Genomic DNA, 25422 nt, shown 5'->3' on the forward strand with positions numbered 1-25422 from the left:
CGCCGCTTTTATGCCCGCACCGCGGCGCAGAAGGCAGCAATCTTGCCCGCGTCCTTCACTCCCGGAGCACTTTCCACTCCGCTTGACGTGTCGACCAACGGCGTGCCGGTTGCCGCTATCGCCTCGCCCACATTGGCAGCGGAGAGGCCCCCGGCAAGACCCCAAGGCAAGGATAGCCTAAGGCCGGACAGAAGCGACCAGTCGAAGCGCAGGCCCATGCCGCCGGGCAGCGCGGCGTCGCTGGGCGTCTTGGCATCGAACAGGATGAAATCGGCAGCCTCGCGATAGGCGTCGGCGCGGGCGACATCGGCGGCATTGCTGACGGGCATCGCCTTCCACACCGGCAGGTCGAAGCGCGAGCGTAGCGCGGCGCAGCGTTCGGGAGTTTCCTCGCCATGGAGCTGGATAGCATCGAGCCGGCCCGCAGCCACGGCCTCCCGCAGCAGCGCGTCATCGGGATCGACGAAGACGCCGACCTTGCCAATCGTTGATCCCGCCCGAGCGGCGAGCGTCGCGGCAGTGGCCGGGTCGACATGGCGCGGGCTCGGCGGGAAGAAGTTGAAACCGACGAAGTCCGCGCGCGCCGCGACAACTGCATCGAGCGTGTCGACGTTCGAAATTCCGCAGATCTTGATCCGTGCAGTCGCCATTGCCGCGTCCTAGGCTTCGGTCAGCGGCTTTTCCAGCACCGCGAAGCGGAGCGGCGGGTCGCGCGGCACGGGGAAGGGGCGTGTCTCGCCCGTCCGGCGATACCCGCGCCGTTCGTACCAGGCGATCAGCACCTCGCGCTGGGTGATGACCGTCATCTCCATGGCGCCGAGGCCCGACAATCGCGCCTGTTTCTCCGCCGCATCGAGCAGCTTGCCGCCAAGGCCCGCCGACTGCATCCGCGGATCGACGCAAAAGGTGCCGAGATAGCCCATGGTGTCGTCCTTGCGCGTTACCGCGACGCAACCCGTCAGTTCGCCATTGGCGCATCGCGCGACCAGCATGCTCACCGCTGGATCGGCGAGCATGGCTTCTACTTCCGCCAGCGAGATTCGTTCGTTGTCGAGGATATCGGCCTCGTGATTCCAGCCCTGCCGTGCGCTGTCGCCGCGATAGGCGCTCTCGATCAGCAGTTTGAGAGCCTTGGCATCGGCGGGCTGCGCCGCCTCGATTGCCGTCAAAGCGTCGCCTCGATCTCGCGCGCAGCCTTGGCCGGGTCGTCGGCGCGGCTGATCGGGCGGCCAATCACCAGCACGCTGGCGCCGTCGTCGCGGGCCTGGCGCGGGGTAACGACGCGCTTTTGGTCGCCCACCGCGCTGCCTGCGGGGCGCAGGCCGGGAACGACGAAGAAGCCGTCCCGCCACTGGTCGTGGACGGCCTTTATCTCCTGCCCTGAACAGACGATTCCGTCGAGGCCTGCCTCGCGCGAAAGATCGGCCAGCCGCATGACATGGTCGTGCGCGCTGCCCTCGATTCCGGTGCGCTGCAGGTCGCGGTCGTCCATGCTGGTGAGCATGGTGACGCCGACGACCTTGGTGTTCTCGCCCGCGGCCGCCTTGGCGTCTTCCAGCATCGCCCGCCCGCCGCTTGCGTGGACCGTGACGATACTCGGTTCGAGAACGTGAATCGCCTGCATCGCGCCGGCAACGGTGTTGGGAATGTCGTAGAGCTTCAGGTCGAGGAAGATCGGCAGGCCCAGCTGGCCGATCATGTGAACCCCGTGGGCGCCGTGGGCGCAGAAGAATTCGAGCCCCAGCTTGATGCCGCCGACATGGCCCTTGACCTGCTTGGCAAGGTCGAGCCCGTCGCGCAGCCGCGGGACATCGAGGGCGAGATAGATCGGGTTGGTCATGCGGATTGCGATGGCTCTGTTGAAATGGGATCGTCGGGTTCGGGAGAAGGATCGGCGGGCTGCGCCTGCTCGGCAGGCTTGGGTGCGGGCGCGGGGGTGGCCAGCCGCGTGGTCGCTGCCTCGAGCGCGCTGATTCGGCGTGTGGAGCGCCACTTGCTGGTCCGGTGGATCAACCACATCGGCACAAGCCCGAGCAGGAAGGAGACGATCACCAGCGCAGGAAGCTTGGTCTCGAGCACGAGGTTCGACCAAATCTGCACTTCGACCGGCTTCCAGTTGAAGAAGCTGAAAGCGAGCAGCGAAAACAGCAGCAGGACCCAGACGATAGTGCGCACGATCTGCATGAAGCCTTCCCCCCCCTTGTAACCTTTGATGCAATGCTAGGCCGCAGCGCCGCGCGCGTCTAGCCGAAGACCCGCGTGAAAATCGTGTCGACGTGCTTGAAGTGATATTCGAGGTCGAATTTCTCCTCGAGCTGTTCGACCGAAAGTGCCGCGGTGACCTCCTCGTCCTGCTTGAGCAGGTCGAGCAGCATCAGCTTACCGTCCGATTCCCACACCTTCATCGCATTGCGCTGGACCAGGCGATAGGCGTCCTCGCGGCTGACACCGGCCTGCGTCAGCGCCAGCAGCACGCGCTGCGAGTGGATCAGGCCGCCCATGCGGTCCATGTTGGCCTGCATGCGCTCGGGATAAACGAGCAGCTTGTCGACCACGCCCGTCAGCCGTGCGAGGGCGAAATCGAGCGTAATGCACGCGTCCGGCCCGATGAAGCGCTCCACAGAGGAGTGCGAGATATCGCGTTCGTGCCACAGCGCGACATTCTCCAGCGCGGGCAGGGCATAGGCGCGGATCATGCGCGCCTGCCCGGTAAGATTTTCGGTCAGGATCGGGTTGCGCTTGTGCGGCATCGCGCTCGACCCCTTCTGGCCGGGCGAGAAATACTCTTCCGCCTCGAGCACTTCGGTCCGCTGGAGGTGGCGGATTTCCACCGCCAGCCGCTCGATCGACCCGGCGATCACCGCCAGCGTCGAGAAGAACATCGCATGGCGATCGCGCGGGATGACCTGCGTCGAGACCGGTTCGACCGACAGGCCGAGTTTTTCGGCAACGTGCTCCTCTACCTGCGGGTCGATATTGGCGAAGGTCCCGACTGCGCCCGAAATAGCGCAGGTGGCGATTTCCTCGCGCGCCGCGATGAGGCGGGTCTTGCAGCGATCGAATTCGGCATAGGCCTGCGCGAGCTTGAGCCCGAATGTCACGGGTTCGGCATGGATCCCGTGGCTGCGGCCGATGGTCGGGGTGAACTTGTGTTCTTCGGCCCGGCGCCTGATCGCGGCGAGCAGGGCGTCGAGATCGGCGAGCAGGATATCGGCCGAGCGCGCGAGTTGCACCGCCAATGTCGTGTCGAGGACATCGGAGCTGGTCATGCCCTGATGCATGAAGCGCGCCTCGTCGCCGACGTTCTCTGCCACCCAGGTCAGGAAGGCGATCACGTCGTGCTTGGTCACCGCCTCGATCGCGTCGATCGCATCGACATCGATCTTCGGGTCGGTAGCCCACCAGTCCCACAAGGCTTTCGCGGCACTGACCGGCACCACGCCCAATTCGCCGAGCTTTTCGGTCGCATGCGCCTCGATCTCGAACCAGATGCGGTACTTCGCTTCGGGCTCCCACAGGGCAGTCATATCGGGACGGGCGTAGCGGGGGACCATGGCGGGCGAGACTCCGGTTCGATTGCAGCGGGAACGTGGCGCTGCCGCTAGGCGCGAGGAGGCCAAACCGCAACCCCTGCAAAAGCGGCAAGGCGGTGTGACCGTTTTGTCCATTCCGCGACAAACTGTTCATGGCGAGCGATATTCTGTTTGCGTTGGCGCGCTTCCCAATTACTCTTGCCGTTCGATTTTACTTGGGGGAATTCGTCTTGAGAGCCGTTTGTCTTGGCGCGGTCGCACCGCTCGCCATTCTTGCTGCACCGGCATGGGCCGGCGATACTGTTGTCTTCGAAGCGGCGCCTTTGTGGGTGGCGCCGGTCGATTTCGACGCGGCTGTCGAGAAGGGCGAGGAGATCGTGCTGTTCGACCGCCAGCTGCGGCTCGAGGACGGAGTGGTGCACCGGTTCACCGACATCGCCTACGACGTGCGCAATTCGGAAGTGCTCTCGCAGCTTGGAACGCTCCAGTTCGGCTGGCTGCCCGACAAGGGCGACCTGGCCGTCCACCGGATCGAGATCGTCCGCGACGGGACGGTGATCGACCTGCTTGCCCAGGGTATCGGCCATGAGGTCATCCGGCGCGAGACCGAACTCGAGCGCCGCACGGTGAATGGCGCGCTGACCGCGCTGTTCAAGATTCCCGGGCTCAAGGTGGGTGACATACTGCGCTTTGCCAGCACCACCACCAATCGCGACCAGGCGCTGGCTGGCGCCATGCAGGCGACCGAGGGACTAACGGCCAAGCCGACGCGGCTGGGATATGGACGCTTGCGCATGTCGTGGCCGGAGGCTTCGGGCGTATCCCATGCCATGCTGGGCCAGGCGCCCGAGCCGAAGGTGAGCCAGGTCAACGGCTATCGCACGGTCGAGCTGGTCCTGCCGATCGACAAGGTCGAGGAGATGCCCGAGGATGCGCCGGTCCGCTACAAGGCGCACCCCGCGATCATGACCGGAAGCTTTGCGACCTGGGCCGATGTGGCGGCGGTCATGGCGCCCCATTACGCAGCCGACGGTGTAATCGAGCCGGGCAGTGCGCTGGCGACCGAAGTCGAGCGCATTCGCGCCGCGACCGCCGATCCGCTCGAACGCGCAGCGCTGGCGCTGCGCACGGTGCAAGACGAAATCAACTATCTCCTCAATGGCATGGACGGGGGCAATTACCTGCCGCAGGCGCCGATGGAGACCTGGACTCTCGGCTATGGCGACTGCAAGGCCAAGTCGCTGCTGCTCCTCGCCATGCTGCACGAACTCGGCATCGAGGCAGAGGCAATGCTCGTCAATTCCGAATATGGCGACGCGGTCCAGCTGTGGAAGCCGCTGCCCGGGGCCTTCGACCATGTGGTGGTCCGCGCCACCATCGACGGGACTCCTTACTGGCTCGACGGGACCTCGGCGGGCTCGCGTCTCGCAACGATCCGCGAAGTGCCCGATTTCGGCTATGCCCTTCCGGTTCGCGAAAGCGGCGCCGATCTAGTCAAGCTGGAGCAGCGCTGGCCGGATTACGCCGATCGCACCATGCGCGTGACCTACGACTTTACGCGGGGCGTCGATATGCCGGCGCTCTACGAACTCGATGTCGAAACGCGCGGCCTGTTGGCAGCGCGGGTGGAGGCCAAGGCCAGTATCACCGATCCCAAGGAGGTGCTGGGCCATGCGCAGAAGTTCACCGAGGAGCTGTTCGATGGCTTCGTCTACGATGCGAGCTACAGCTACGATCCCGAAAGCGGTATCGGCCATCTGCGCGCCAAGGGGGTGCTGACCGATGCCTTCCGGCTCGATCGCGATACGGCGAGCCACAAGATCTATACTGCATCGACCAACTGGCAATTCAATCCCGACCGTGGCCGCGCGGCATGGCGGGACATTCCCTATCGCGTCGGCGGTCCGATGACCTCGGTCGAAGAGGCTACCTATCGCCTCCCCGATGGCGGAGCGGGCGCTGCTATCGTTGGATCGGGGGATCTCGCCGAGCAGACGGTCGCGGGCACCCGCTTCAAGCGCTCGCTGACCTTCGATGGCGGGGTGGTGCGCGTGACCGATTCGGCCAGTTACATTCCGCATGAAATTCCCGCAGCCGAGATCCCCGCGACGAAGGCTGCGATGCGCGCCATGAACAGCGCCGACCCCGAAATCCGCATCACCCAGCCGCGCCGCTTGTGGGAGCTGTCGGACAAGGAAGTGGCCCAGCGGGTGAAGGGGCTGATCGTGCCGGCCGACAGGTTGGTCGATCTGTGGCCGGACGAAGGCAATTTCCTCATGTTGCGCAGCGCCCTCAATTCGATGGGGCGCGACTATCCCGCAGCGCTTGCAGATATCGACGAGGCCATCGCGCTCGAGGGAACCGCAAATGCCTATTCGGGGCGTGCCGAAATTCTCACCCGGATGGGGCGTTTCGAGGATGCGGCAACGGCCATGCGCACGGCTTACGAGCTCACCGGCAACCTCGCCGATGCCACTGGCTACGCACATGCCCTGGCGCTGGCAGGCAGGGCGGAAGAGGGTCTCGACCTGCTCGACTCGATCGACGTCAGCGGCGAGGACCGCTCGACCGTGGCCCAGATCTTCGCCGAGATCGCCGGTACCACCGACCGCAGCGACGAGGGCTGGGCCATGCTCGCTGATGCCCTGGCCGAGCGGCCGGGGGACGATTCGCTGCTCAATTCGCAGTGCTGGTTCATGGGGACCTGGAGCTACCGCCTCGATGATAGTGCCGAACTCTGCGACCGCGCGGTCAAGGCTGCCAGCTACAGCGCCGCGGCGCTCGATAGCCGGGCGTTGGTGTTCCACCGGCTCGGACGCGAGGAAGAGGCGCTGGCGGACCTCGAAGCCGCGCTGAAGAAGGAGCCCGGTCAGGCGGCGAGCCGCTATCTCCGCGGGATCATCCGGCTCGGTCGGGGCGAGAGCGAAGGCCGGGACGACATCCTTCAGGCGCTGCGGCTGGCACCCGATATCGCGGTTCGGTACAAGCGCTACGGGATCGCGCCGACGCGCTGATCCCCTCGCTCAGACAAGTCCCTTGGCGCGCAGCGAGACGTGACCCTCGCGGCCGATGATTACATGGTCGTGCACAGTCACGCCGAGCAACCGCCCGGCCTCCGCGATGCGGGCGGTGATCGCGATGTCGGCGCGGCTCGGCTCGGGATTGCCGCTCGGATGATTGTGCACCAGGATCAGCGCGGTGGCCCCGACGTCGAAGGCCTTGCGGATGACCTCGCGCGGGTGGATCGCCGCCTCGTCGATCGATCCTTCGCCGAGCAGGTGGTCGAGGATCAGCCGGTTCTGGGCGTTGAAATAGAGCACCCGAACACGTTCGTGATTGAGATGCGCCATGTCGATCGCGAGATAATCGAGTAGCGCCTGCCAGCTGCCGAGCACCGGCCTGTCCTCTACCGCCCCCCGCGCCATGCGCCGTGCCGCGAGGCTGCAAGCATAGAGCGCGGCCGCGCTTGCTTCGCCCATCCCCTTGACCTGGCGCAGCGCCTGCGGATCGGCAGCCAGCACGGCGGCAAACGATCCGAAACGTCCGATCAGGGCTTTCGCCACCGGCTTGGTATCCCCTTGCCGGATGGCGGCGAAGAGCAGGAATTCGAGCAACTCGTAATCGGCCAGCGCCTCGGCTCCGCCCGAGAGAAGTCGCTGGCGCAAGCGCTGCCGGTGCCCGGAACCGGACCCGTCGGCCGATTTATTTCCGTCCCCCGGCAACCATACCCCCGTACGCGACGTTTCAGGCACTTGCATTGCCTTTGCAGGGCATTGGGCGCAAGTGTGGGATAGATGGAACGGGTCGCAGACGACATGAAGACGATGGTCGAGGGCGATTCGGGGACGCCCGCAGCGCGCCGCCGCAAGCGGTGGCTGGTCGTGCTCGCGCTTGCTGTCGCCTTGCTGGTCGCGGGCCTCGTGGCGTGGCTTTCGCGCGAGCGGATAGTCGACGATATTATCCAGGGCCAGCTCGAGGCCAGCGGTGTCCCGGCAAGCTATAAAATCGAGCGGGTCGGGGGACGCAAGCAGGTCCTCACCGATGTCGTAATCGGAGATCCGGCCGCGCCCGACTTTACCGCCAAACGGGTGGTTGTGACCTTGCGCCACCGGTTCGGCATTCCCGAAATTGCCGGTGTGGCCTTGGTCGAACCGCGGCTCTACGGCAGCTTCAGGGACGGCAAGCTCAGTCTTGGCAGTCTCGATCCCCTCGTCTTCGGGCCGAGCGAAAAGGCCCCTGCGCTGCCCAACCTCACGCTTGCGATACGCGACGGACGCGGATTGCTGGAGACCGATTACGGCCCGGTCGGCTTCAAGATGGTCGGTTCGGGCCTGGTCAGTCACGGCTGGAAGGGCACGCTTGCGGCGGTGGCGCCGCAACTGGCGTTGCCGGGATGCACGACCGGTCGCACCAGCGCGTTCGGCGAGGTCACCACCGTTTCCGGCGAACCGAAGTTTTCCGGGCCTTTGCGGCTGGCTGCGCTCACCTGCCCGGCGCAGGACCTAGTCCTCTCCGATTATGCGATCGACGTGACCGTGACCGGCGATACGCGACTCGCCAACCCATCGATCGAGGCGCGGCTCGAAGGGGGCGAAACGCGCTATGCGGATAACTCCGCCGCGGCGGTCCTGGGGACCGTCCGAGCCCAATTACGCGACCGGCTTGCCACCGCCCGTTTCTCGTTGGCGGCGCGGGGCGTACGCACCCCGCAAGCCCTGGCGGCGGTGCTGACTGCCGAAGGCCAGCTGCGGGCCAGTGACGGTTTCGCCCGCATCCAGCTCGACGGCGATGTCGAGGGCAACGGGCTTCGGCTCGGCCGCTCGCTGATCGATACCGTCAACGCGCTGGCTGGGGGCGGAAAGGGCACGCTGCTTGCGCCGCTGACGCGCAAGCTGGCGGGCGCCCTGCAGGCGGAGACCCGCGGCAGCTCGCTGGCAGCCGACGTCCGCCTGCGACGCGATCCGGCGGGCTATTCGCTGCTCTTCCCGCGTGCCGAGCTGCGTGGGGGCAGCGGCGCGCGCCTCGTCTCGCTGTCGCGCGTCGAGATTGCGGCACTGGCCGACCAGATGCCGCGCCTGTCGGGCAATATCGCCACTGGTGGTGCCGGCATGCCTCGCATCACCGGGCGAATGGAGCGCAGTGGATCGGGCGGATCGGTCTTCCGGCTGGCCATGGAGCGCTATGCGGCGGGCGACAGCGCGCTTGCCGTGCCCGAACTGGTCATCGCGCAGGGTGCCAGCGGCGCACTCGGATTTTCGGGTCGCGTCGTGGCGAGCGGGCCTTTGCCGGGTGGGTCCGCCACCAATCTGCGGGTTCCGCTCGAGGGGCGCTACGCCGACGGGCAATACGCGCTCTGGCGGCGCTGCATCGATATCGGCTTCGATCGCCTCGCGCTCGCCAGCTTTGCATTCGAGAAGCGCGGGTTGACGCTGTGTCCGCCGCGCGGGCGTCCAATCCTGGCCGGCGGGCCCGCTTCGCTGCGGATCGCCGCCGGAACGCCCGCTCTCGATCTGGAAGGTCGTCTCGGCGAGACGCCCATCCGGCTGACCAGCGGCCCGGTCGGATTCGCCTATCCCGGCGTCTTGACCGCGCGCTCGATCGAGGTAGCGCTGGGTCCTGCGGCTACGGCCAGCCGTTTCCGCATCACCGGCCTCGATGCGCGCCTTGGCGGCGATATCGCCGGGACCTTCAGCGGCGCCGATGTCGCGCTGGCCGCGGTTCCGCTCGACGTGACCGGCGCGAACGGCAACTGGCGTTACGCCGATGGCCGGCTGGTGCTCGACGACGCCGATTTCACGCTGGTCGATCGCCGCCAACCGTCCCGCTTCGAGCCGCTCGTCGCACGTGGGGCCGAGTTGACGCTGGTCGATAACCGGATCGATGCCCGGACCGACCTGCGCCATCCGGCCAGCGACCGCCTTGTCACCAGGGTCGATATTCATCACGACCTCTCCCGGGGCGGCGGTTATGCCGAACTCGACATTCCGGGCGTCCTGTTCGACCGCACGCTGCAGCCCAAACAGCTGTCGCGGCTGGCCGAGGGGGTCATTGCCAATGCCGATGGGGTGGTGACCGGCACGGGGCGGATCGATTGGGCGCCCGACGGCACCGTCACCAGTACCGGGCGCTTCGCAAGCAAGGATCTCGACTTCGCCGCAGCTTTCGGGCCGGTCAAGGGCGCCAGCGGGACGATCGAGTTCACCGACCTGCTCAACCTCACCACCGCGCCGAACCAGACGATCCGCGTGGCATCGGTCAATCCCGGGGTCGAAGTGTTCGACGGCGAGGTCGGTTTCCAGCTGCGCAATGGCGAATTGCTTACGGTGACCGGGGGCAGCTGGCCCTTCATGGGCGGCCGGCTGATCCTGCGCGACGTCGACCTCAAACTCGGCGCGAGCGAGGAACGGCGCTACATCTTCGAAATCGTCGGGCTCGATGCCGGGGCGTTCGTGAGCAAGATGGAGCTGGAAAACATTTCCGCCACCGGATTGTTCGACGGCACCGTGCCGATCGTCTTCGATGCCGAAGGGACCGGCCGGATCGACACCGGCGTGCTGATTTCGCGCCCGCCAGGCGGCAATATCTCCTATGTCGGCAAGCTGACCTACGAAGACCTCTCGCCGATCGCCAATTTTGCCTTCGAAGCGCTCAAGAGCCTCGACTATTCGCAGATGCGGGTGATCATGGAAGGACCGCTGACGGGCGAGATCGTCACTCGCGTGCGCTTCGACGGGGTCAGCCAGGGCGAGGGCGCGAAGTCCAATTTCGTCACGCGGCAGCTTGCCGCGCTGCCCTTGCAGTTTCGCATCAACATCAAGGCGCAGTTCTATCGCTTGATGACCAGTCTCAAGTCGCTCTACGACCCGGCCTCGGTGCGCGATCCGCGCGAACTGGGCCTGCTGTCCGACGACGGCAAGCGGCTGCTGCGCCGCTCGGTTACCGCCGAGGAAGCCGAGCCCGATATCGACCCGGGGGACATCATCCCCGATGAACCCCCTATTCAGGACCAGGAAAGCGAGTGAGGGCTATGGATTACGGCAAATCGACCTGGAGGGTGGCGGCGATCATGCTGGCCACGGCTGCGCTGGGCGGGTGCATTACGGTGAACGCGCCCGAAGAGCCGATCGTGATCGAGCTGAACGTCAACATCCGCCAGGAAGTGATCTATCGCCTCGCCGAGGATGCGGGCAATACGATCGAGGAAAACGCGGATATCTTCTGATGGGTGAGATTATGAGCAGGATTTCGAAATCGGTTCTGGCGGCTGCGGTCGCGGCCGTATCGCTGGGCGCCGTCGCGTCGCCGGCCTTCGCGCAGCGCGATCCGGCTTACGCCGCCGCGCGTGCCGCCGGTCAGGTGGGCGAGCGGATGGATGGCTATCTCGGCATCGTCGTGGCCGAGACGCCCGACCTGCGGCGGATCGTCAACGACATCAATATCAAGCGCCGCGCGGTCTATTCCGAGCGGGCCAAGGCCAACAATGCCACGATCGAGGAATATGCGCTGACCGCAGGGTGCCAGGCGATCCTCGCGACCGAGCCGGGCGAGAAATACCAGGCGCCCGACGGCAGCTGGCAGACGCGCACCGTCGCCGCCCCGCTGCGCGATCCGCGCTGTCCGTAGCGCCGCTGCGGCAACCCGAATCGCAACAGCCCCCTGCCTCATCCGTGGGAAGGGGGCTTTTTTGCATCCTGCGCCGCGCCGGTGCCGTGCTCCGTGTTGACTCGCCACCACCCCCCTTCTAAGGGGGCGGCGCCCTCGGCGGGCAAGTCCGTGCCCGTGCCGCGCAACCCCCTGAAAAGGAGCAAGGCATGAGCGACGACGAACCCGCACGGGAACCAATCGAGGAGGATGCGCGGATCGACGCGCTGGAACAGCGGCTTGCGGCCGCCCAGCAGCGCGAAGAGGAGCGTAACCGTCCCAGGGCTTCGGGGGCCGATGCGAACTATCGCAGCGGCAATCGTGTGCTGGGGGACCTCCTGGGCGGGATTCTCGGCGGTGCGGTCATCGGTTATGCCATCGGCTATTTTACCGGTACCAATCCCTGGGGTCTGTTGGTCGGCCTGTTCCTCGGAATCGTGGTCGCCTTCAGGAACATTATCCGTGCGGCAAACCAGCGCCCCGAAGAGTGATCCCGAAAGGGGCGTCCGGGGCGTTAGTTACAGGATCTAGGGACTAGACAGACGTGGCAGCCGAGCAGGCCAAAGTCGATCCGATGCACCAGTTCACCATCGAACCGCTTGCCGGTTCGGGGGGCTGGGAACTCGCAGGCTACAACATCGCCTTCACCAATTCCGCATTGTGGATGCTGATCACCACCGTGGTGCTCTTCCTCTTCGTCCTTGGCGGCATGAAGCGCGAACTGGTGCCCGGGCGCTGGCAGATGACGGTGGAGACCTTCACCGGCTTCATCGACAACATGCTGGAAGCGAACATCGGCAAGGCCGGGCGGAAGTATGTGCCCTATGTCTTCAGCCTGTTCATGTTCATCCTGTTCGCCAATATCCTCGGCCTGCTGCCGCTTGGCGTGATCGGGCTGCACCCGTTCACTTTCACCAGCCACTTCACCGTAACCGGCGTACTCGCGATCATCAGCTTCTCGATCGTGCTGCTGGTCGGTTTCTGGAAGCACGGCCTCCATTTCTTCAGCCTGTTCGTGCCGCATGGTACGCCGCTGCCGATGATCCCGATCATCGCGCCGATCGAGTTCATCTCGTTCATGGTGCGCCCCTTCAGCCTCGGGCTGCGTCTCTTCGTCGCGATGATGGCCGGGCACGTGCTGCTCGAAGTGCTGTCGAGCTTCGTGATCGACGGGACCAACGCGGGTGCCCTGTGGGGCAGTGTCGTCGGCCTGCCGAGCTTCATCCTGATGGTCGGCATCTGCGCACTGGAACTGCTGGTCGCCGGCATCCAGGCCTATGTTTTCGCTCTTCTGACGTCGCTGTACATCAACGACGCCGAGAATCTTCACTAAGTCATCAATCAATCTATCTGATTTTCCAAAGGAGTTTGTCATGGAAATGGAAGCCGCAAAGCTCATCGGTGCGGGCCTCGCTGCGATCGGTGCCGGTATGGCCGCGATCGGCGTTGGTAACGTCTTCGGTTCGTTCCTCGAAAGCGCCCTGCGCAATCCGGGTGCTGCCGACGGCCAGCAGGGCCGCCTGTTCATCGGCTTCGCCGCTGCCGAACTTCTCGGCCTGCTGGCGTTCGTCGTTGCCATGATCCTGATCTTCGTCGCCTAATCGACGAATTTGGATTTGAGCCGGCCGGGGCATTCCCGGCCGGCCCACGAATTTTCGTACCCCGTCTTCGAGAGCTGAGATGCCCCAGATAGCACAGCTTGCCGAAACATGGTCCAGCCAGGTCTTCTGGCTGCTGGTCTTCTTCGGCATCACCTTCTTCGTCATCGGCAAGGGCATGGTTCCCAAGGTGATGGCAACCGTCGCCGAACGGGACGGCCAGATCGCCGCCGACCTCGCCGCTGCCAAGGCCGCGCGCGATGCCGCCGACGAACAGGAAGAGGCCTGGCGGGTGCGCGAGAACGAGAACCGCGCCGCGGCGCAGGCGATCGTCGCCAAGGCCAAGGACGAGGCTGCCGCCAAGTCCGAGAGCAAGCTGAAGGCGGCGCAGACGCGTCTCGACAAGAAGCTCGCCGAAGCCGAAACCCGCATCGCCGAAGCACGCACTGCCGCGCTCGCCGAAGTGGAATCGGTTGCCGTGGAAGCCGCGCAGGATATCGTCGCCCGCCTCGCCGGAGCGAAGGTGACCAAGCCCGCTGCGACCAAGGCCGTGAAGGAGGCGATGAGCCATGGCTAATCCCGTCCCCGAAGTCTTCGCCACCGAAGCGGTCGAAGTGAACACCGAAACCGGTCACGGCGGCGCTCCGACGCATGTCGAGCCCGAACTGTTCGGCCTCGCGCCCTACCAGATCGTCTCGGTCGCGATGTTCGTCCTGCTGCTGATCGCCTTCTTCGGCGCCAAGGTCCACAAAACCATCGGGGCCGGGCTCGACGGCAAGATCGCAGCGATCAAGGAACAGCTTGACGAAGCCAAGCAGCTGCGTGCCGAAGCCGAGGCGCTGCGCCAGGAATATGCCGACAAGATCGCCGGGGCCGAAAAGGACGCCGAAGCCATGCTCGCCAATGCGCAGCATGAAGCCGATGCGATCCTCGAGAAGGCCGAAGCCGACAGCAAGGCGATGGTCGAGCGCCGCAAGCGCATGGCCGAGGACAAGATCGCCGCAGCCGAGCGCGAGGCGGTCGAGGACGTGCGCAACCGCGCAGTGAATGCCGCGACCATGGCGAGCCGCAAGTTGATTGCCGAGAAGCACGATGCCGAAGCCGACAAGGCGCTGGCCGACAAGGTGATCGCCGGGATCTGATCCTTCGGGCACCAGTGAAAAATCGAGAGGGCGGTCCTGCGGGGCCGCCCTTTTCGATTCAGGGCTCGAGTACGAGCTTCCCGATGATTTCGCCGCGCTGCATTGTCACGAAGGCCTCGCGCCAGCAGTCGAGTGAGAGCGTGCGGTCGACATGGGGCCTGATGCGCCCCTCCGCCGCGAGTGCATCGACCGCATCGGCGATCCTCGCTCCGCGCTCGGGAAAGCGCCTCGCGTATTCGCCGGCACGCACGCCGACGACCGAGAAGCCTTTGATCAGCGGTATGTTGACCGCAATTTCGGGGATGCGGCCCGATACGAAGCCGATCACCAGAAGCTTGCCGCCGAATGTCACGCAGCGCGTACTTTCGTCGAACACATCGCCGCCCACGGGATCGTAGACGAGGTCGCACAGCCGCCCCTCGGTCAGCTCCGCGACTTCCTCGCGGAAATGTCCCGTGTTGAGGATGACCGCGTCGGGCCGCGCGATGGTGCGCAAGGCCTCGAGTTTGTCCTCTCGATGCGTGGCGGCGATGACCTTGGCCCCCATCGCTTTGGCAAGGTCGCAGGCGGCGAGGCCGACTCCGCCGCTTGCCCCATGCACCAGCACGGTCTGACCGGATTCGAGCCCGCCGATCTCGACCAATGCGACATAGGCGGTGTGGTAGGCCGCCCCCATCGCGGCGGCGGTGGCGAAATCCAGGCCGTCGGGAATCTTTCGCAGCGATGCAGCGGGCAGGGCGACATAATCGGCGAAGGCACCGGTCTTTGCTCCGCCGCGCACCCGGTCTCCAGGCGCGAATGCACTGCCTGGTGGAGCCTCCACCACTTCACCCGCCATCTCGAGACCCGAGACGAAAGGCGGTTCGGGTTTGAATTGGTATCTCCCCTGCGTCATCAGCAGGTCGGGATAGTTGAGCGAGGCGGCGCGAACGCGGACCAGGACCTCGCCTAGCGGCCGCTCGATGTCGGCCAGCTCGACCCCCGACAGGTCGGGCGACAGCTCACGTACGATGAGGGCCCTCATGGGCTTCAGAAATTGTCCTTGGCGGCGCGCAATGCTGCGAAGGTCTCCGCCGGACTCGTTCCGCCCCACCGGTCGCGCAGGTCGGCATCGTCGGCGCGCAGGAAGGGATTGGTTGCCAGCTCGCGCGACAGCACGGTCGGCACGGTGGACTCGCCGCGTTCGCGCTTCTCATCGATGCGTGCGGCATAGAGCCGCAGCTCCGGATTGTCGGGATCGGCATGGAGCGCGAATTTCGCGTTGGCCTGCGTATATTCATGCGCGCAATAGAGCATGGTGTTTTCGGGCAGGCTGCGGATGCGTTCGAGACTGTGCCAGAACTGTTCGGCTTGGCCCTCGAACATCCGCCCGCAGCCCAGCGCGAAGACGCTGTCGCCAACAAAGGCCGTGTCGGCTGCGGCAATGTGATAGGCGACATGGCCATTGGTATGGCCCGAGACGTCGATCACGCGCGCCGTCCACTCGCCCAGTTTCACAGCATCGCCATTGCCCACCACGCGGTCGATCGGGCTGAGCTTCTCGACCTCTTTCGGCGCGACGATGGTGGCCCCGGTCGCTTCGACGATCGCTGCGTTGCCGCCAGCATGGTCGGGGTGCCAGTGCGTGTTCCAGATCTGCGTGATGGTCCAGCCCCTGGCGGCGGCCTGGCGCAGGTATTCGGCGCCGTCGGGCGTATCGATCGCCGCGGTCTCGCCGCTGTCGGGATCGTGGAGGAGGAATCCGTAATTGTCGGACAGGCAGGGGAACTGGTGGACTTCGAGCATGGACGCGAGCCTACGCCGGTTCACCGAAACAGAAAAGGCCCGCCTGCTCCTGCGAGCAAGCGGGCCTTCCCTTGTCTTGCGATCCCCCGCGAAGGCGGGGGTCTCAGCCGGATTGGTGCCAAGCTGCCTGAGGTCCCCGCCTGCGCGGGGACCCGGGCTGCTTAGTCTTCCTTCTTCTTCAGCGCTTCGCCGAGGATGTCGCCGAGCGAGGCGCCCGAATCCGACGAACCGAACTGTGCAACGGCTTCCTTCTCTTCGGCGATCTGGCGCGCCTTGATCGAGAAGTTCGGCTTCTTCGAACGATCGAAGCCGGTGACCATCGCGTCGACCTTGCTGCCGACCTGGAAGCGGTCGGGGCGCTGTTCGTCGCGGTCGCGGCCGAGGTCGCTGCGCTTGATGAAGCCGGTCGCACCGTCTTCGCCGACCTGCACTTCGAGGCCGCCATCGCGGACTTCGAGAACGGTGACGGTGACGGTTTCGCCCTTGCGGAGCGTGCCCGAGGCACCGGCTTCGGTCGGCGCACCCTTTTCGAGCTGCTTCATACCGAGGCTGATGCGTTCCTTGTCGGTGTCGACGTCGAGAACGACGGCTTCGACCTGCTCGCCCTTGCGGTGCAGAGCGAGCGCGTCTTCACCCGAGATGCCCCAGGCGATGTCGGACATGTGGACCATGCCGTCGACGTCGCCATCGAGGCCGATGAAGAGACCGAATTCGGTGGCGTTCTTGACTTCGCCCGAGACCTTCGAGCCGACCGGGTGCTTCTCGGCGAACTCTTCCCACGGGTTGCGCTGGGCCTGCTTGAGGCCGAGGCTGATGCGGCGCTTCTCGCTGTCGACCTCGAGGACCATGACTTCGACTTCCTGCGAGGTCGAGACGATCTTGCCCGGGTGGACGTTCTTCTTGGTCCAGCTCATTTCCGAAACGTGGACCAGGCCTTCGATGCCCGGCTCGATTTCGACGAATGCGCCGTATTCGGTGATGTTGGTGACGGTCCCCGTCAGCTTCATGCCGACCGGGTACTTGGCCGAAACGCCATCCCACGGATCCGATTCCAGCTGCTTCATGCCGAGGCTGATGCGCTGGGTGTCTTCGTTGATGCGGATGATCTGGACGGTCACGGTCTGGCCGATTTCGATCATTTCGCTCGGGTGGTTGACGCGCTTGTAGCTCATGTCGGTGACGTGGAGCAGTCCGTCGATACCGCCGAGGTCGACGAAGGCGCCGTAGTCGGTGATGTTCTTGACCACGCCGTCGATCACCTGGCCTTCGGCCAGCTTGTCGATCAGTTCGCTGCGCTGTTCGGCGCGGGTTTCTTCGAGCACCGCGCGGCGCGAGACGACGATGTTGCCGCGGCGGCGGTCCATCTTGAGGATCTGGAAGGGCTGGGCCATGTCCATCAGCGGGGTGACGTCGCGCACGGGGCGGATGTCGACCTGCGAGCCGGGCAGGAAGGCCACGGCGCCGTCGAGGTCGACGGTGAAGCCGCCCTTGACGCGGCCGAAGATGCGGCCTTCGACGCGCTTGCCTTCGCCGAACTCGCTTTCAAGCTTGTCCCAGGCGGCTTCGCGGCGGGCGCGGTCGCGCGACAGCATGGCTTCGCCGTCGGCGTTTTCGACGCGGTCGACATAGACTTCGACTTCATCGCCGACACCGGGGGCGACATCGCCTTCGCCGCGCTGGAATTCCTTGAGATCGACGCGGCCTTCGCTCTTCAGGCCGACATCGATGTGCGCCATGCCGTTTTCGATGGCGGTGACGGTGCCCTTGACGACGCGGCCTTCGAAGCCGCCGTCATCTGCGCCGCCGAGCTGCTCGTCGAGCATTTTCGCGAAATCGTCGCGAGTGGGATTGGCTGCAGTTGCCATAGTTGAGTAGTCCTAACGTTCGTTTTGCTACCGGCCGCCGGTTTTCCCGGGGTCTTTACCCGTCTGCCTGCGCACCATTGCACGGGCCGTACGGGGCAAGAGGGCCGATGCCGCGCGGGGCCGATTGCCGTCGCGCGGGTCCTTTCAATCGACAGATTGCGAGAACGGGCGCGCGCCTAGGCCAAACCGCCGCCAAAGGCAAGGAAATTGCTCCCCTCGGAGAAATGCGGATGCCTGGTTAGGAAATTGTTTTCTGCTTCCCGTCACAAGGTGCAATCGACCGATGAACTCTCAATAGTGGATCCAGGCTACCCGGTAGAGCGCACATGAAACACAGGATATCGCCCCAGAACGTCACGGCCGGCATGTACATATGCGGTTTCGGTGGTGGCTGGCTGGACCATCCCTTCTGGGTGAAGCGTTTCGAGGTCAAGCCCAGGCATCTGCCCCGGCTCGCGGACTCGGCGGTACCTTTCGTGATTATCGATGACGAAAGAGGGGCAGGGCTAGCTGAAGGGCTTCCGGATTGCGCCTCCGAAGCCGGAGCCTCCGGACCGGACGCAAAGCGTATCGGGGGAAAGGAATTGATCCGCCCCCGGAGAAGCAACAAGTCTTTCCGTCCGGCGAGCTGGTCGAGCACTCCGGCGCGCAACGACAGGCGGGCGGAAGCCAAGCGCCTCCTCGCCCGGTCTCTCGAGGTAACACGCACTACCTTCGCCAACATTCGGACGGGCAAGCCGATCCGGATGGCAGAGGTGAGCGATGTCGTCGAGGATATCGTCGGATCGACCGTGCGATGCCCGCGCGCCCTGCTCGAAGTTCTGCGCCTCAAGCAGAAGGACGAGTATACCTATCTCCATTCGGTCGCCGTCTGCACGTTGATGATCAATGTCGCGCGCCAGTTGGGCAAGAGCGAGGCGGAGATCTTCGACTACGGCCTGGCCGGCCTCTTCCACGATCTCGGCAAGATGTGTGTCGACCAGGCGATCCTCGACAAGCCGGGCAGCCTGGACGATGCCGAATTCGACGAGGTCCGCAGCCATCCGGTCCATGGCTACGACATCCTGGCGCGCACCCCCGGTGTGCCTGCAATTGCGCTCGATGTCTGTCGCCACCATCACGAACGGCCGGACGGCAAGGGTTATCCCTCGGGCCTGTCCGGGGCAGAGCTGACGGAGGCCGCGCGGCTGGGGGCGATTTGCGACGTCTATGACGCGCTGACTTCCGACCGCGCTTACAAGGACGCCTGGACGCCCAGCAAGGCGATTTCGGCGATGTGGAGCTGGGAGGGGCAGTTCGACCGCGAGCTGCTGTTCGCTTTCATGAAGAGCGTCGGTGTGTTCCCCGAAGGCCTCGTGGTCGAGCTCGACGGCGACAGGCTCGGGCTGGTCCTTGCTCCCCGGGTCGAAGGGCAGCGGTCGCGCGTGCTGGTGTTCTATTGCACCGCCAGCAGGAGCCCGATCGTAGCGAAGGACGCGACCACCTCGGGCAAGCGCGACAGCGTGACAATTATCGCCCCCGCCGATCCGCAGGCCCACGGAATCGCTCCCGAGCTGTGCAACGAGACACATCTGCGCGGCGCCGAGTGGGCGCGACAGCCCGTTGCCGCGCTCGCCGGCTGAAGCGAACCGCTCAGCCGCCTTTGTAGAGCATGGCCACGTCGCAGCGTTCGTAGCGCGCGGCATATTCGTCCATGATTCCCGCGTCGTGCACGAAGCCGAGCTTTTCGTAGAGATGGATGGCGGCGGCGCATTTGCGATTGGTGAGGAGATAGAGCTTCTCTGCGCCCAGTGCCCTGGCCCGGTCGATCACGTGTTGTAGCAGGAACTCGCCGGCCTTCAGCCCGCGCGCGCTTTCGCGCACGCCCATCTTGGTCAGCTCGAAGGCGCCCGGTCCGGTCTTCTGCAGCGCGCAGGTGCCGACGATGCCGAGCCCCCCGGCCTCGACGAACAGGATATCGCCGCCGGGATCGAGGATGTGTTCTTGAGGGTTCTCGAGCACCTTGCGATCGGTCTCCTCGATCACGAACATGCTCTCGATCCACTCGGCGTTTATGTCGTGGAATTCGCGGGCGAGGGCAGGAGAATATTCGCGCAACGTGAGCGTGCAGGGCCGCGCGCGGGTCGCGCGCTCGGCGATCGATGCCTGGGCCAGCGCATCCTCGATAACCGCCAGTTGGCGAAGGAAGTTGCCTTCGACCAGCGTGAGGATTTCCTCGGCCGCTGCGCCTACGCGGGGCCAGACCAGCTCGGCGATTCGGCGAGCCATGCGCTCTCCCTCGTCAGTCAGCGCAATCATCCTGCTACGCTGGTCATCGCAGGCCTCATCGCGTGCGAGGCCGAGCCGTTTCAGCTGGCTCACGGTGCGGGTCATACCCGGCTGGCTGGTGCCGCTCGCTTCGGCCAGCTGCCCGACAGTCTTGGGGCCGGTGCGCAGCGCCGCCATCGCGGGCATATGGCCCGGCTGGAGCGGAATGTCGGCATCGCTCAGCACGCTGGCAGCACCCGCCTGCATACGCTCGCCCAGGCGCTTCAGCCGGCTGCCGAGGAAGGCCGGGCCCATTTGCGCGACGACATCGATCATGCGAATCTCCATAACGTGATATATAACACGATATATATCACCGCGCGGCTCGGCAAGCGCTTGGATCCGCCTTTACGAAATTGCGTAAGTGACCGCCTCGATCGCGGCGGCGATGGCTTCGTCCTTGCCGAGCGCGCTGGTGTCGATGACCATCGCGTCTGCGGCGGGTACCAGCGGGGCGACCGCGCGGTTGCGGTCGCGTTCGTCGCGGCGGCGCAGATCGTCCTGGATTTCCAGCAGGGTCACCCCGGCACCGCGTTCGTGCATTTCGAGGAAGCGGCGCTGCGCGCGCGCCTCGACGCTGGCGGTGACGAACAGCTTGGCCTCGGCCTCGGGTGCGATGACGGTGCCGATGTCGCGTCCGTCGAGCACCGCGCCGCCCTCCTGCGTGGCGAAGCTGCGCTGGCGTTCGTAAAGCGCCTGGCGGACAGCAGGGTGGACCGAGACGCGGCTTGCGAGCCCGCCGGTCTGCTCGTCGCGCAGGTGCGGATCATCGAGCAGGCTGTCGGGGAAGCTTGTCGCTGCCAGCGCATCGCCGGCATCGTCGGGGTCGCCCCCATCGAGGAACACCTGCCGCCCGACCGCGCGATAGAGCAGGCCGGTATCGAGGTGTGGCAAGCCGAAATGCGCGGCAAGCGCCTTGGCGATCGTGCCCTTTCCGCTGGCGGTCGGTCCATCGACGGCGATGATCATGCTTTATTTCTCCGCGCCCTCAGCGCCTTCCCGATGCCCCATAGGGCGATCGCCGCCCAAAACCCTTCGAGCACCAGGCTCGGCCAGTTGGTGTGAACCAGCAGCGATACGGTCAGCAGCGCCGCGCCGGCAAGATTGGTGCCGTGCAGGACGAAAGGATTCGGCTCGTCTTTCCAGGTGAGGTAGGCATAAGCGGCGATAATGCAGGCCATGCCGATGAAACCGACAAGGGTATAGATGTCGAGCTGGTCGGTCACTTGGCCGCCTCGTTCAGCAGGGCGGTGAAATTCGGAAAACTCGTCGCGATCGGTTCGATGCTGTCGATCTCGACTCCGTCGCGGCTGACCAATCCGGCGATTGCCATGCTCATGGCGATACGGTGGTCGAGATGGGTGGCGATGGGGCTCCCTCCGGGCAAGGGCTGGCCTGCCGTGCCCTCGATACCCAAGCCGTCGTCAGTCTCCTCGACATTGGCACCAGCCAACTTCAGCGCCTCGGCCATCGCCGAAAGGCGGTCGCTTTCCTTGACGCGCAACTCCTCGAGTCCCGTGGTTTCGGTCGTTCCGTCTGCCAAGGCGGCGGCGATAAAGAGGACGGGGAATTCGTCGATCATGCTCGGCGCGATGGCCGGGTCAACCTCGATACCCCTGAGCTTGGCATGGCGCACGCGCAGGTCGGCAACGGGTTCGCCGCCCACGTCGCGCTCGTCGAGCTTCTCGATATTGGCGCCCATTTGCGCGAGCACGCGGAAGACCCCGTCGCGCGTCGGGTTCAGGCCGACATTCTCGATCACCAGATCGCTGCCCGGCACGATGCTGGCGGCCACGGCGAAGAAGGCTGCCGATGACGGATCGCCCGGAACCACAATGTCGCAGGGGTTGAGGTCGGCAGGGCCGTGGATGCGGATGACTCGTTCGCCATCCTTTTCCTCGACTTCCAGCTTGGCGCCGAAGCCGCCCAGCATGCGCTCGGTGTGATCGCGTGTGGGGACCGGTTCGATCACCGTTGTGATGCCCGGCGTGTTGAGCCCGGCGAGCAGCACCGCGCTTTTTACCTGAGCGCTGGCGACGGGCAGGCGGTAGGCGATCGGCACCGCCGGCTGCATGCCTTCCATAATCAGCGGCAGCGTGCCGCCGGGGGATGGGGTGAAGCTCGCGCCCATGGTCGATAGAGGGTCGATCACCCGGCCCATGGGGCGCTTCGACAGGCTCGCATCGCCGGTGAAGGCGGCGGTGATGCCGTGGCTTGCGATGAGCCCCATCAGCAACCGCGTCGAAGTGCCCGAATTGCCCATGTCCAGCGCCTGTTCGGGCTGCAGCAATCCGCCGACGCCGACGCCGTCGACCACCCAGTCTTCGCCCGTGCGCTCGATCGTCGCGCCCATGGCGCGCAGAGCCGCTGCGGTTGCAAGGACGTCCTCTCCCTCTAGCAGGCCCGAAATGCGGCTGCGGCCGACGGCCAGCGCGCCGAACATCAGTGCACGGTGGCTGATCGACTTGTCGCCCGGTACGCGGATGCGACCGGTCAGCGGGCCTGAGGGGAGAAAGCGGTGGGCGGTCACGAAGGCATATCCATATGAAGGCGGCGCTTTGACAGCGCACATGGGTTCTGGCAAGGCGCGCGCGCTGTTGATTCCTGCCCGGCAGGTTCCCATCAATACAATTACGAATTCACGGCCCCGCGCAGACCGCGTGGGGCGGCAAATCCAAGGATTACACATGGTCAAACCGGAATGGGGCACCAAGCGGACCTGCCCGAACTGCGGCACCCGCTTCTACGATCTGAACAAGGAAGATCCCGTCACCTGCATCGAATGCGGTGAAGAGTGGACCCCCGAGCCCGTGCTCAAGTCGAAGCAGCCGATCCTCGCCGAGGACGAAGCCAAGAAGAAGAAGGACGCCGAGGCGGACAGCGATCTGGGCGGCGACGACGACGACGATCTCGATATCGACATCGACGAGGATGATGATTCGCCCGACAACGAGGTCGATCTCGGGGGCGACGACGACCTCGGCGTCGAGACCAAATCGACGGGCGACGACGACGACGCCGACGAAAGCTGATTTGGCGTAAATTAGCTGTTGCATTGCGGGAGGGCTGCTTATATTGGGCGCCTCCCGCAAGGGTGACGCACCTCCCAGGATGCGTCGTTTGAAAAATGGTTCGGGGCCTTAGCTCAGCTGGGAGAGCGCTACAATGGCATTGTAGAGGTCAGCGGTTCGATCCCGCTAGGCTCCACCATTTCACCGCTTTGAGGCCCAGGTCGGGCTGCAAATGGCGGCTCGGTGCGCTTCCGGTGCTCACGGCCTAAATGGCCGCTCCGCTCCGGTTCTCCCGTCCCACCATTTTCGCTCCAACCTGAACCTCAAATCGGCAAAATGGCACTTCGGGTGCGATGGTAGCAGGCCGTGGCGACGGCTGCGGCTTGCTTCCACCACACCCGGGCATGAGTTTGGGTTTCATCGGGGAATTCCCCACGCTGGCCGACGAGTTCTCGTCCGCCGGCGTTTTTCGCGTTTAATCGGCCCAGCAATGGTTCGATGAGGAGTAACAGGCATGTTCGACAATCTGTCCGACCGCCTCGGTAATGTCTTCGACCGCCTGAAAGGGCGGGGTGCGCTGTCGGAAAACGACGTGCGCGAAGCGATGCGCGAGATCCGCATCGCGCTGCTCGAAGCCGATGTCGCGCTGCCCGTCGTTCGCCGCTTCATCGATGCGGTGACCGAAAAGGCGATCGGCTCGGAAGTCCTCAAGTCGGTCACGCCGGGCCAGCAGGTCGTCAAAATCGTCGACGACGAGCTGACCGCCATGCTCGGCGGCGGCGAGGATGCCGATCCCAAGGATCGCGAGCTGAACTTCGCCGCCAAGCCGCCGGTCGTGATCATGATGGTCGGCCTGCAGGGCTCGGGTAAGACGACCACCACCGCCAAGCTCGCCAAGCTGATCAAGCAGAAGCATGGCAAGAAGGCGCTGATGGCCTCGCTCGACGTCAACCGTCCGGCGGCGCAGGAACAGCTCAAGGTGCTGGGCGAGCAGGTCGAAGTGGCCACGCTGCCGATCGTCGAGGGCCAGCAGCCGGTCGATATCGCCCGCCGCGCGATGGAAAGCGCCAGGCTGCAGGCCGCCGATGTGCTGCTGCTCGACACCGCAGGCCGCCTGCATGTCGACGAAGCGCTGATGGCCGAGATGAAGGCCATCGCCAGCGTCTCCGCGCCGACCGAAGTGCTGCTGGTGGTCGACAGCCTGACCGGCCAGGACGCGGTCAATGTCGCGCAGAGCTTTACCGGCGAAGTGCCGCTGACCGGCGTGGTGCTGACCCGCATGGACGGCGATGCACGCGGCGGTGCGGCGCTGTCGATGCGCTATGTCACCGGCAAGGCGATCAAGTTCGCCGGCACGGGCGAGAAGCTCGACGCGATCGAGGCCTTCGATCCCAAGCGGGTCGCCGGCCGCATCCTCGGCATGGGCGACGTCGTCAGCCTGGTCGAAAAGGCGGCCGAGACGATCAAGGCCGACGAGGCCGAAGCGCTCGCCAAGAAGATGGCCAAGGGCCAGTTCGACCTCGAAGACCTGCGCATGCAATTGAAGCAGATGCAGAGCATGGGCGGCCTCGGCATGCTTGCGGGGATGCTGCCGGGCATGAAGAAGGCCAAGGCGGCAATGGCGGCGTCGAACATGGACGATCGCGTGCTGCTGCACATGGATGCGATCATCGGTTCGATGACGCCGAAGGAGCGCAAGAACCCGGCTCTGATGAACGCCAAGCGCAAGAAGCGCGTCGCAGCCGGTTCGGGCACCGACGTGCAGACCGTCAACAAGGTGCTCAAGATGCACCAGGAGATGGGCCGCGCGATGAAGCAGATCAAGAAGATGGGCGGCCTCAAGGGCCTCGGTGCGCTGTTCGGCGGCGGGGGCATGGGGGCTGCCATGCCGGGGCTCGGCGGCCCTGGCGCTGGCATGGGCGGCATGCCTGGGCTGGGCGGCGGCAAGGGACCCGGCGTGGACATGGACACGCTCCCGCCCGACCTCCAGGACATGCTCAAGAAGAAATAAGTTTCAGACGTTTACATTCGAAAGGTAATACCAAATGGCAGTTGCAATCCGTCTTTCGCGTGGTGGTGCCAAGAAGCGCCCCTACTACCGCATCGTCGTTGCCGACTCGCGTTCGGCGCGTGACGGCAAGTATCTCGAGCAGATCGGCACCTACAATCCGATGCTGCCGAAGGATTCGGGCGAGCGCGTGAAGCTCAACGAAGACCGCGCGCGTCACTGGCTCTCGGTCGGCGCGCAGCCGAGCGACCGCGTCCACCGCTTCCTCGATGCCGCCGGCATCCTCGAGCGTGCGCCGAAGAACAACCCGAAGAAGGGCGAACCGGGCGAAGCCGCCAAGGAACGCGCCGAGGAAAAGGCCGCCAAGATCGCTGAAGCCGAAGAAGCCAAAAAGGCTGCCGAGGAAGAAGCCAAGGCTGCCGCCGAAGCTCCGGCTGAAGAAGCTGCTGCCGAAGAGGCTCCGGCCGAAGAAGCCGCTGCCGAAGAAGCACCGGCTGAAGAAGCCACCGAAGACAAGGGCGAGTAATCGCGC

General features: G+C 65.2%; 26 protein-coding genes and 1 tRNA gene. 14 read left to right on the forward strand and 13 right to left on the reverse strand.

Going from position 1 to position 25422, the window contains the following annotated elements; genetic code table 11:
• Positions 1-8: 8 nt before the first annotated feature.
• The 5 genes from ACEQZ0_RS13930 to purB are packed head-to-tail and all read right to left on the reverse strand — an operon-like array spanning position 9 to position 3554.
• Entirely contained in the window at positions 9-650 is a 642-nt protein-coding gene (locus tag ACEQZ0_RS13930) for a phosphoribosylanthranilate isomerase (protein ID WP_370191632.1), read from the reverse strand.
• Positions 651-659: 9 nt separating this feature from the next.
• A complete protein-coding gene (locus ACEQZ0_RS13935; RefSeq protein WP_370191633.1) occupies positions 660-1169 on the reverse strand; it encodes a GNAT family N-acetyltransferase in 510 nt (169 codons plus the stop codon).
• A complete protein-coding gene (pyrF, locus tag ACEQZ0_RS13940; protein WP_370191634.1) occupies positions 1166-1840 on the reverse strand; it encodes an orotidine-5'-phosphate decarboxylase in 675 nt (224 codons plus the stop codon). Before pyrF ends, ACEQZ0_RS13935 begins: the two co-directional genes overlap by 4 nt.
• The gene (locus ACEQZ0_RS13945) at positions 1837-2184 is read right to left on the reverse strand and encodes a DUF1049 domain-containing protein (RefSeq protein ID WP_370191636.1); all 348 of its coding nucleotides are present in this window, start codon (positions 2182-2184) and stop codon (positions 1837-1839) included. The genes pyrF and ACEQZ0_RS13945 overlap by 4 nt, the downstream gene beginning before the upstream one ends.
• Positions 2185-2243: 59 nt before the next feature.
• Positions 2244-3554, reverse strand: a complete 1311-nt coding sequence (gene purB, locus ACEQZ0_RS13950; protein ID WP_370191637.1) for an adenylosuccinate lyase — start codon at positions 3552-3554, stop codon at positions 2244-2246.
• A 209-nt stretch (positions 3555-3763) separates the two neighbouring features.
• Here purB and ACEQZ0_RS13955 point away from each other — a divergent pair, with 209 nt between their 5' ends.
• On the forward strand, positions 3764-6547 hold the full coding sequence (locus tag ACEQZ0_RS13955) for a DUF3857 domain-containing protein (protein ID WP_370191638.1): 2784 nt from the start codon (positions 3764-3766) through the stop codon (positions 6545-6547).
• A gap of 9 nt (positions 6548-6556) precedes the next feature.
• On the opposite strand, the gene radC is transcribed toward ACEQZ0_RS13955, so the two are convergent.
• Complete coding sequence (gene radC / locus ACEQZ0_RS13960) at positions 6557-7291, reverse strand: DNA repair protein RadC (protein ID WP_370191639.1); 735 nt, start codon at positions 7289-7291, stop codon at positions 6557-6559.
• A gap of 36 nt (positions 7292-7327) precedes the next feature.
• Here radC and ACEQZ0_RS13965 point away from each other — a divergent pair, with 36 nt between their 5' ends.
• The 8 genes from ACEQZ0_RS13965 (at position 7328) to ACEQZ0_RS14000 (ending at position 13914) form a co-directional block, all read left to right on the forward strand.
• The gene (locus tag ACEQZ0_RS13965; RefSeq protein ID WP_370191640.1) at positions 7328-10555 is read left to right on the forward strand and encodes a YdbH domain-containing protein; all 3228 of its coding nucleotides are present in this window, start codon (positions 7328-7330) and stop codon (positions 10553-10555) included.
• 5 nt (positions 10556-10560) lie between these two features.
• Positions 10561-10755: a YnbE family lipoprotein gene (locus ACEQZ0_RS13970; RefSeq protein ID WP_370191723.1), complete on the forward strand. Its 195-nt coding sequence runs from the start codon at positions 10561-10563 to the stop codon at positions 10753-10755.
• On the forward strand, positions 10755-11156 hold the full coding sequence (locus tag ACEQZ0_RS13975; RefSeq protein WP_370191642.1) for a YdbL family protein: 402 nt from the start codon (positions 10755-10757) through the stop codon (positions 11154-11156). The genes ACEQZ0_RS13970 and ACEQZ0_RS13975 overlap by 1 nt, the downstream gene beginning before the upstream one ends.
• A 188-nt stretch (positions 11157-11344) precedes the next feature.
• Positions 11345-11665, forward strand: a complete 321-nt coding sequence (locus ACEQZ0_RS13980; RefSeq protein WP_370191643.1) for an AtpZ/AtpI family protein — start codon at positions 11345-11347, stop codon at positions 11663-11665.
• 53 nt (positions 11666-11718) lie between these two features.
• Positions 11719-12507 carry a F0F1 ATP synthase subunit A gene (locus ACEQZ0_RS13985; protein WP_370191645.1) on the forward strand — a complete coding sequence of 263 codons (789 nt, stop codon included), beginning with the start codon at positions 11719-11721 and terminating at the stop codon, positions 12505-12507.
• Between the two features lie 40 nt (positions 12508-12547).
• Positions 12548-12775: a F0F1 ATP synthase subunit C gene (locus ACEQZ0_RS13990; protein WP_006832363.1), complete on the forward strand. Its 228-nt coding sequence runs from the start codon at positions 12548-12550 to the stop codon at positions 12773-12775.
• 79 nt (positions 12776-12854) lie between these two features.
• A complete protein-coding gene (locus tag ACEQZ0_RS13995; RefSeq protein WP_370191646.1) occupies positions 12855-13349 on the forward strand; it encodes an ATPase in 495 nt (164 codons plus the stop codon).
• Complete coding sequence (locus ACEQZ0_RS14000) at positions 13342-13914, forward strand: hypothetical protein (protein WP_370191647.1); 573 nt, start codon at positions 13342-13344, stop codon at positions 13912-13914. Before ACEQZ0_RS13995 ends, ACEQZ0_RS14000 begins: the two co-directional genes overlap by 8 nt.
• Positions 13915-13972: 58 nt before the next feature.
• Here the strand turns inward: ACEQZ0_RS14000 and ACEQZ0_RS14005 are convergent, their stop codons facing one another.
• The 3 genes from ACEQZ0_RS14005 to rpsA form a co-directional block, all read right to left on the reverse strand.
• The gene (locus tag ACEQZ0_RS14005; RefSeq protein WP_370191648.1) at positions 13973-14938 is read right to left on the reverse strand and encodes an NADPH:quinone oxidoreductase family protein; all 966 of its coding nucleotides are present in this window, start codon (positions 14936-14938) and stop codon (positions 13973-13975) included.
• A gap of 5 nt (positions 14939-14943) precedes the next feature.
• Positions 14944-15699, reverse strand: coding sequence for a hydroxyacylglutathione hydrolase (gene gloB / locus ACEQZ0_RS14010; protein ID WP_370191724.1), 756 nt, complete (start codon positions 15697-15699; stop codon positions 14944-14946).
• A 161-nt stretch (positions 15700-15860) separates the two neighbouring features.
• Positions 15861-17564 carry a 30S ribosomal protein S1 gene (gene rpsA / locus ACEQZ0_RS14015; RefSeq protein ID WP_370191649.1) on the reverse strand — a complete coding sequence of 568 codons (1704 nt, stop codon included), beginning with the start codon at positions 17562-17564 and terminating at the stop codon, positions 15861-15863.
• A 326-nt stretch (positions 17565-17890) separates the two neighbouring features.
• Here rpsA and ACEQZ0_RS14020 point away from each other — a divergent pair, with 326 nt between their 5' ends.
• Positions 17891-19186: an HD-GYP domain-containing protein gene (locus ACEQZ0_RS14020; protein WP_370191651.1), complete on the forward strand. Its 1296-nt coding sequence runs from the start codon at positions 17891-17893 to the stop codon at positions 19184-19186.
• Positions 19187-19196: 10 nt separating this feature from the next.
• Here the strand turns inward: ACEQZ0_RS14020 and ACEQZ0_RS14025 are convergent, their stop codons facing one another.
• The 4 genes from ACEQZ0_RS14025 to aroA all read right to left on the reverse strand — a co-directional run bounded on the left by ACEQZ0_RS14025 (position 19197) and on the right by aroA (position 22443).
• Entirely contained in the window at positions 19197-20147 is a 951-nt protein-coding gene (locus tag ACEQZ0_RS14025) for a GNAT family N-acetyltransferase (protein WP_370191652.1), read from the reverse strand.
• A gap of 72 nt (positions 20148-20219) precedes the next feature.
• Entirely contained in the window at positions 20220-20840 is a 621-nt protein-coding gene (locus tag ACEQZ0_RS14030; protein ID WP_370191654.1) for a d(CMP) kinase, read from the reverse strand.
• The gene (locus ACEQZ0_RS14035; protein ID WP_370191655.1) at positions 20837-21097 is read right to left on the reverse strand and encodes a permease; all 261 of its coding nucleotides are present in this window, start codon (positions 21095-21097) and stop codon (positions 20837-20839) included. The genes ACEQZ0_RS14030 and ACEQZ0_RS14035 overlap by 4 nt, the downstream gene beginning before the upstream one ends.
• Positions 21094-22443 (reverse strand): 3-phosphoshikimate 1-carboxyvinyltransferase, encoded by a 1350-nt coding sequence (aroA, locus tag ACEQZ0_RS14040; protein WP_370191656.1) that lies wholly within the window; start codon positions 22441-22443, stop codon positions 21094-21096. The genes ACEQZ0_RS14035 and aroA overlap by 4 nt, the downstream gene beginning before the upstream one ends.
• Before the next feature lie 115 nt (positions 22444-22558).
• Between aroA and ACEQZ0_RS14045 the strand changes: the two genes are divergently transcribed.
• The 4 genes from ACEQZ0_RS14045 to rpsP all read left to right on the forward strand — a co-directional run bounded on the left by ACEQZ0_RS14045 (position 22559) and on the right by rpsP (position 25416).
• Entirely contained in the window at positions 22559-22903 is a 345-nt protein-coding gene (locus ACEQZ0_RS14045; protein WP_370191658.1) for an FYDLN acid domain-containing protein, read from the forward strand.
• A 102-nt stretch (positions 22904-23005) separates the two neighbouring features.
• Positions 23006-23081: transfer RNA gene (locus tag ACEQZ0_RS14050), tRNA-Ala, on the forward strand.
• A gap of 315 nt (positions 23082-23396) precedes the next feature.
• The gene (ffh, locus tag ACEQZ0_RS14055; protein ID WP_370191659.1) at positions 23397-24893 is read left to right on the forward strand and encodes a signal recognition particle protein; all 1497 of its coding nucleotides are present in this window, start codon (positions 23397-23399) and stop codon (positions 24891-24893) included.
• Between the two features lie 34 nt (positions 24894-24927).
• On the forward strand, positions 24928-25416 hold the full coding sequence (gene rpsP / locus ACEQZ0_RS14060) for a 30S ribosomal protein S16 (RefSeq protein ID WP_370191660.1): 489 nt from the start codon (positions 24928-24930) through the stop codon (positions 25414-25416).
• Positions 25417-25422 lie beyond the last annotated feature (6 nt).

The organism is Qipengyuania sp. (assembly GCF_964227205.1).
Taxonomy (GTDB): Bacteria; Pseudomonadota; Alphaproteobacteria; order Sphingomonadales; family Sphingomonadaceae; genus Qipengyuania.

Bases quoted from the DNA above. Each gene is read 5' to 3' on its own strand.
- radC (WP_370191639.1), bottom strand. From the start codon at position 7,291: ATGCAAGTGCCTGAAACGTCGCGTACGGGGGTATGGTTGCCGGGGGAC.
- ACEQZ0_RS13980 (WP_370191643.1), top strand. From the start codon at position 11,345: ATGAGCGACGACGAACCCGCACGGGAACCAATCGAGGAGGATGCGCGG.
- ACEQZ0_RS14020 (WP_370191651.1), top strand. From the start codon at position 17,891: ATGAAACACAGGATATCGCCCCAGAACGTCACGGCCGGCATGTACATA.
- ACEQZ0_RS14005 (WP_370191648.1), bottom strand. From the start codon at position 14,938: ATGAGGGCCCTCATCGTACGTGAGCTGTCGCCCGACCTGTCGGGGGTC.
- pyrF (WP_370191634.1), bottom strand. From the start codon at position 1,840: ATGACCAACCCGATCTATCTCGCCCTCGATGTCCCGCGGCTGCGCGAC.
- ACEQZ0_RS13945 (WP_370191636.1), bottom strand. From the start codon at position 2,184: ATGCAGATCGTGCGCACTATCGTCTGGGTCCTGCTGCTGTTTTCGCTG.
- aroA (WP_370191656.1), bottom strand. From the start codon at position 22,443: ATGTGCGCTGTCAAAGCGCCGCCTTCATATGGATATGCCTTCGTGACC.
- ACEQZ0_RS13930 (WP_370191632.1), bottom strand. From the start codon at position 650: ATGGCGACTGCACGGATCAAGATCTGCGGAATTTCGAACGTCGACACG.
- ffh (WP_370191659.1), top strand. From the start codon at position 23,397: ATGTTCGACAATCTGTCCGACCGCCTCGGTAATGTCTTCGACCGCCTG.
- ACEQZ0_RS13970 (WP_370191723.1), top strand. From the start codon at position 10,561: ATGGATTACGGCAAATCGACCTGGAGGGTGGCGGCGATCATGCTGGCC.
- ACEQZ0_RS13990 (WP_006832363.1), top strand. From the start codon at position 12,548: ATGGAAATGGAAGCCGCAAAGCTCATCGGTGCGGGCCTCGCTGCGATC.
- ACEQZ0_RS14030 (WP_370191654.1), bottom strand. From the start codon at position 20,840: ATGATCATCGCCGTCGATGGACCGACCGCCAGCGGAAAGGGCACGATC.
- ACEQZ0_RS13965 (WP_370191640.1), top strand. From the start codon at position 7,328: ATGGAACGGGTCGCAGACGACATGAAGACGATGGTCGAGGGCGATTCG.
- ACEQZ0_RS13975 (WP_370191642.1), top strand. From the start codon at position 10,755: ATGGGTGAGATTATGAGCAGGATTTCGAAATCGGTTCTGGCGGCTGCG.
- ACEQZ0_RS14025 (WP_370191652.1), bottom strand. From the start codon at position 20,147: ATGATCGATGTCGTCGCGCAAATGGGCCCGGCCTTCCTCGGCAGCCGG.
- ACEQZ0_RS13995 (WP_370191646.1), top strand. From the start codon at position 12,855: ATGCCCCAGATAGCACAGCTTGCCGAAACATGGTCCAGCCAGGTCTTC.
- rpsA (WP_370191649.1), bottom strand. From the start codon at position 17,564: ATGGCAACTGCAGCCAATCCCACTCGCGACGATTTCGCGAAAATGCTC.
- gloB (WP_370191724.1), bottom strand. From the start codon at position 15,699: ATGCTCGAAGTCCACCAGTTCCCCTGCCTGTCCGACAATTACGGATTC.
- ACEQZ0_RS14000 (WP_370191647.1), top strand. From the start codon at position 13,342: ATGGCTAATCCCGTCCCCGAAGTCTTCGCCACCGAAGCGGTCGAAGTG.
- ACEQZ0_RS14045 (WP_370191658.1), top strand. From the start codon at position 22,559: ATGGTCAAACCGGAATGGGGCACCAAGCGGACCTGCCCGAACTGCGGC.
- rpsP (WP_370191660.1), top strand. From the start codon at position 24,928: ATGGCAGTTGCAATCCGTCTTTCGCGTGGTGGTGCCAAGAAGCGCCCC.
- purB (WP_370191637.1), bottom strand. From the start codon at position 3,554: ATGGTCCCCCGCTACGCCCGTCCCGATATGACTGCCCTGTGGGAGCCC.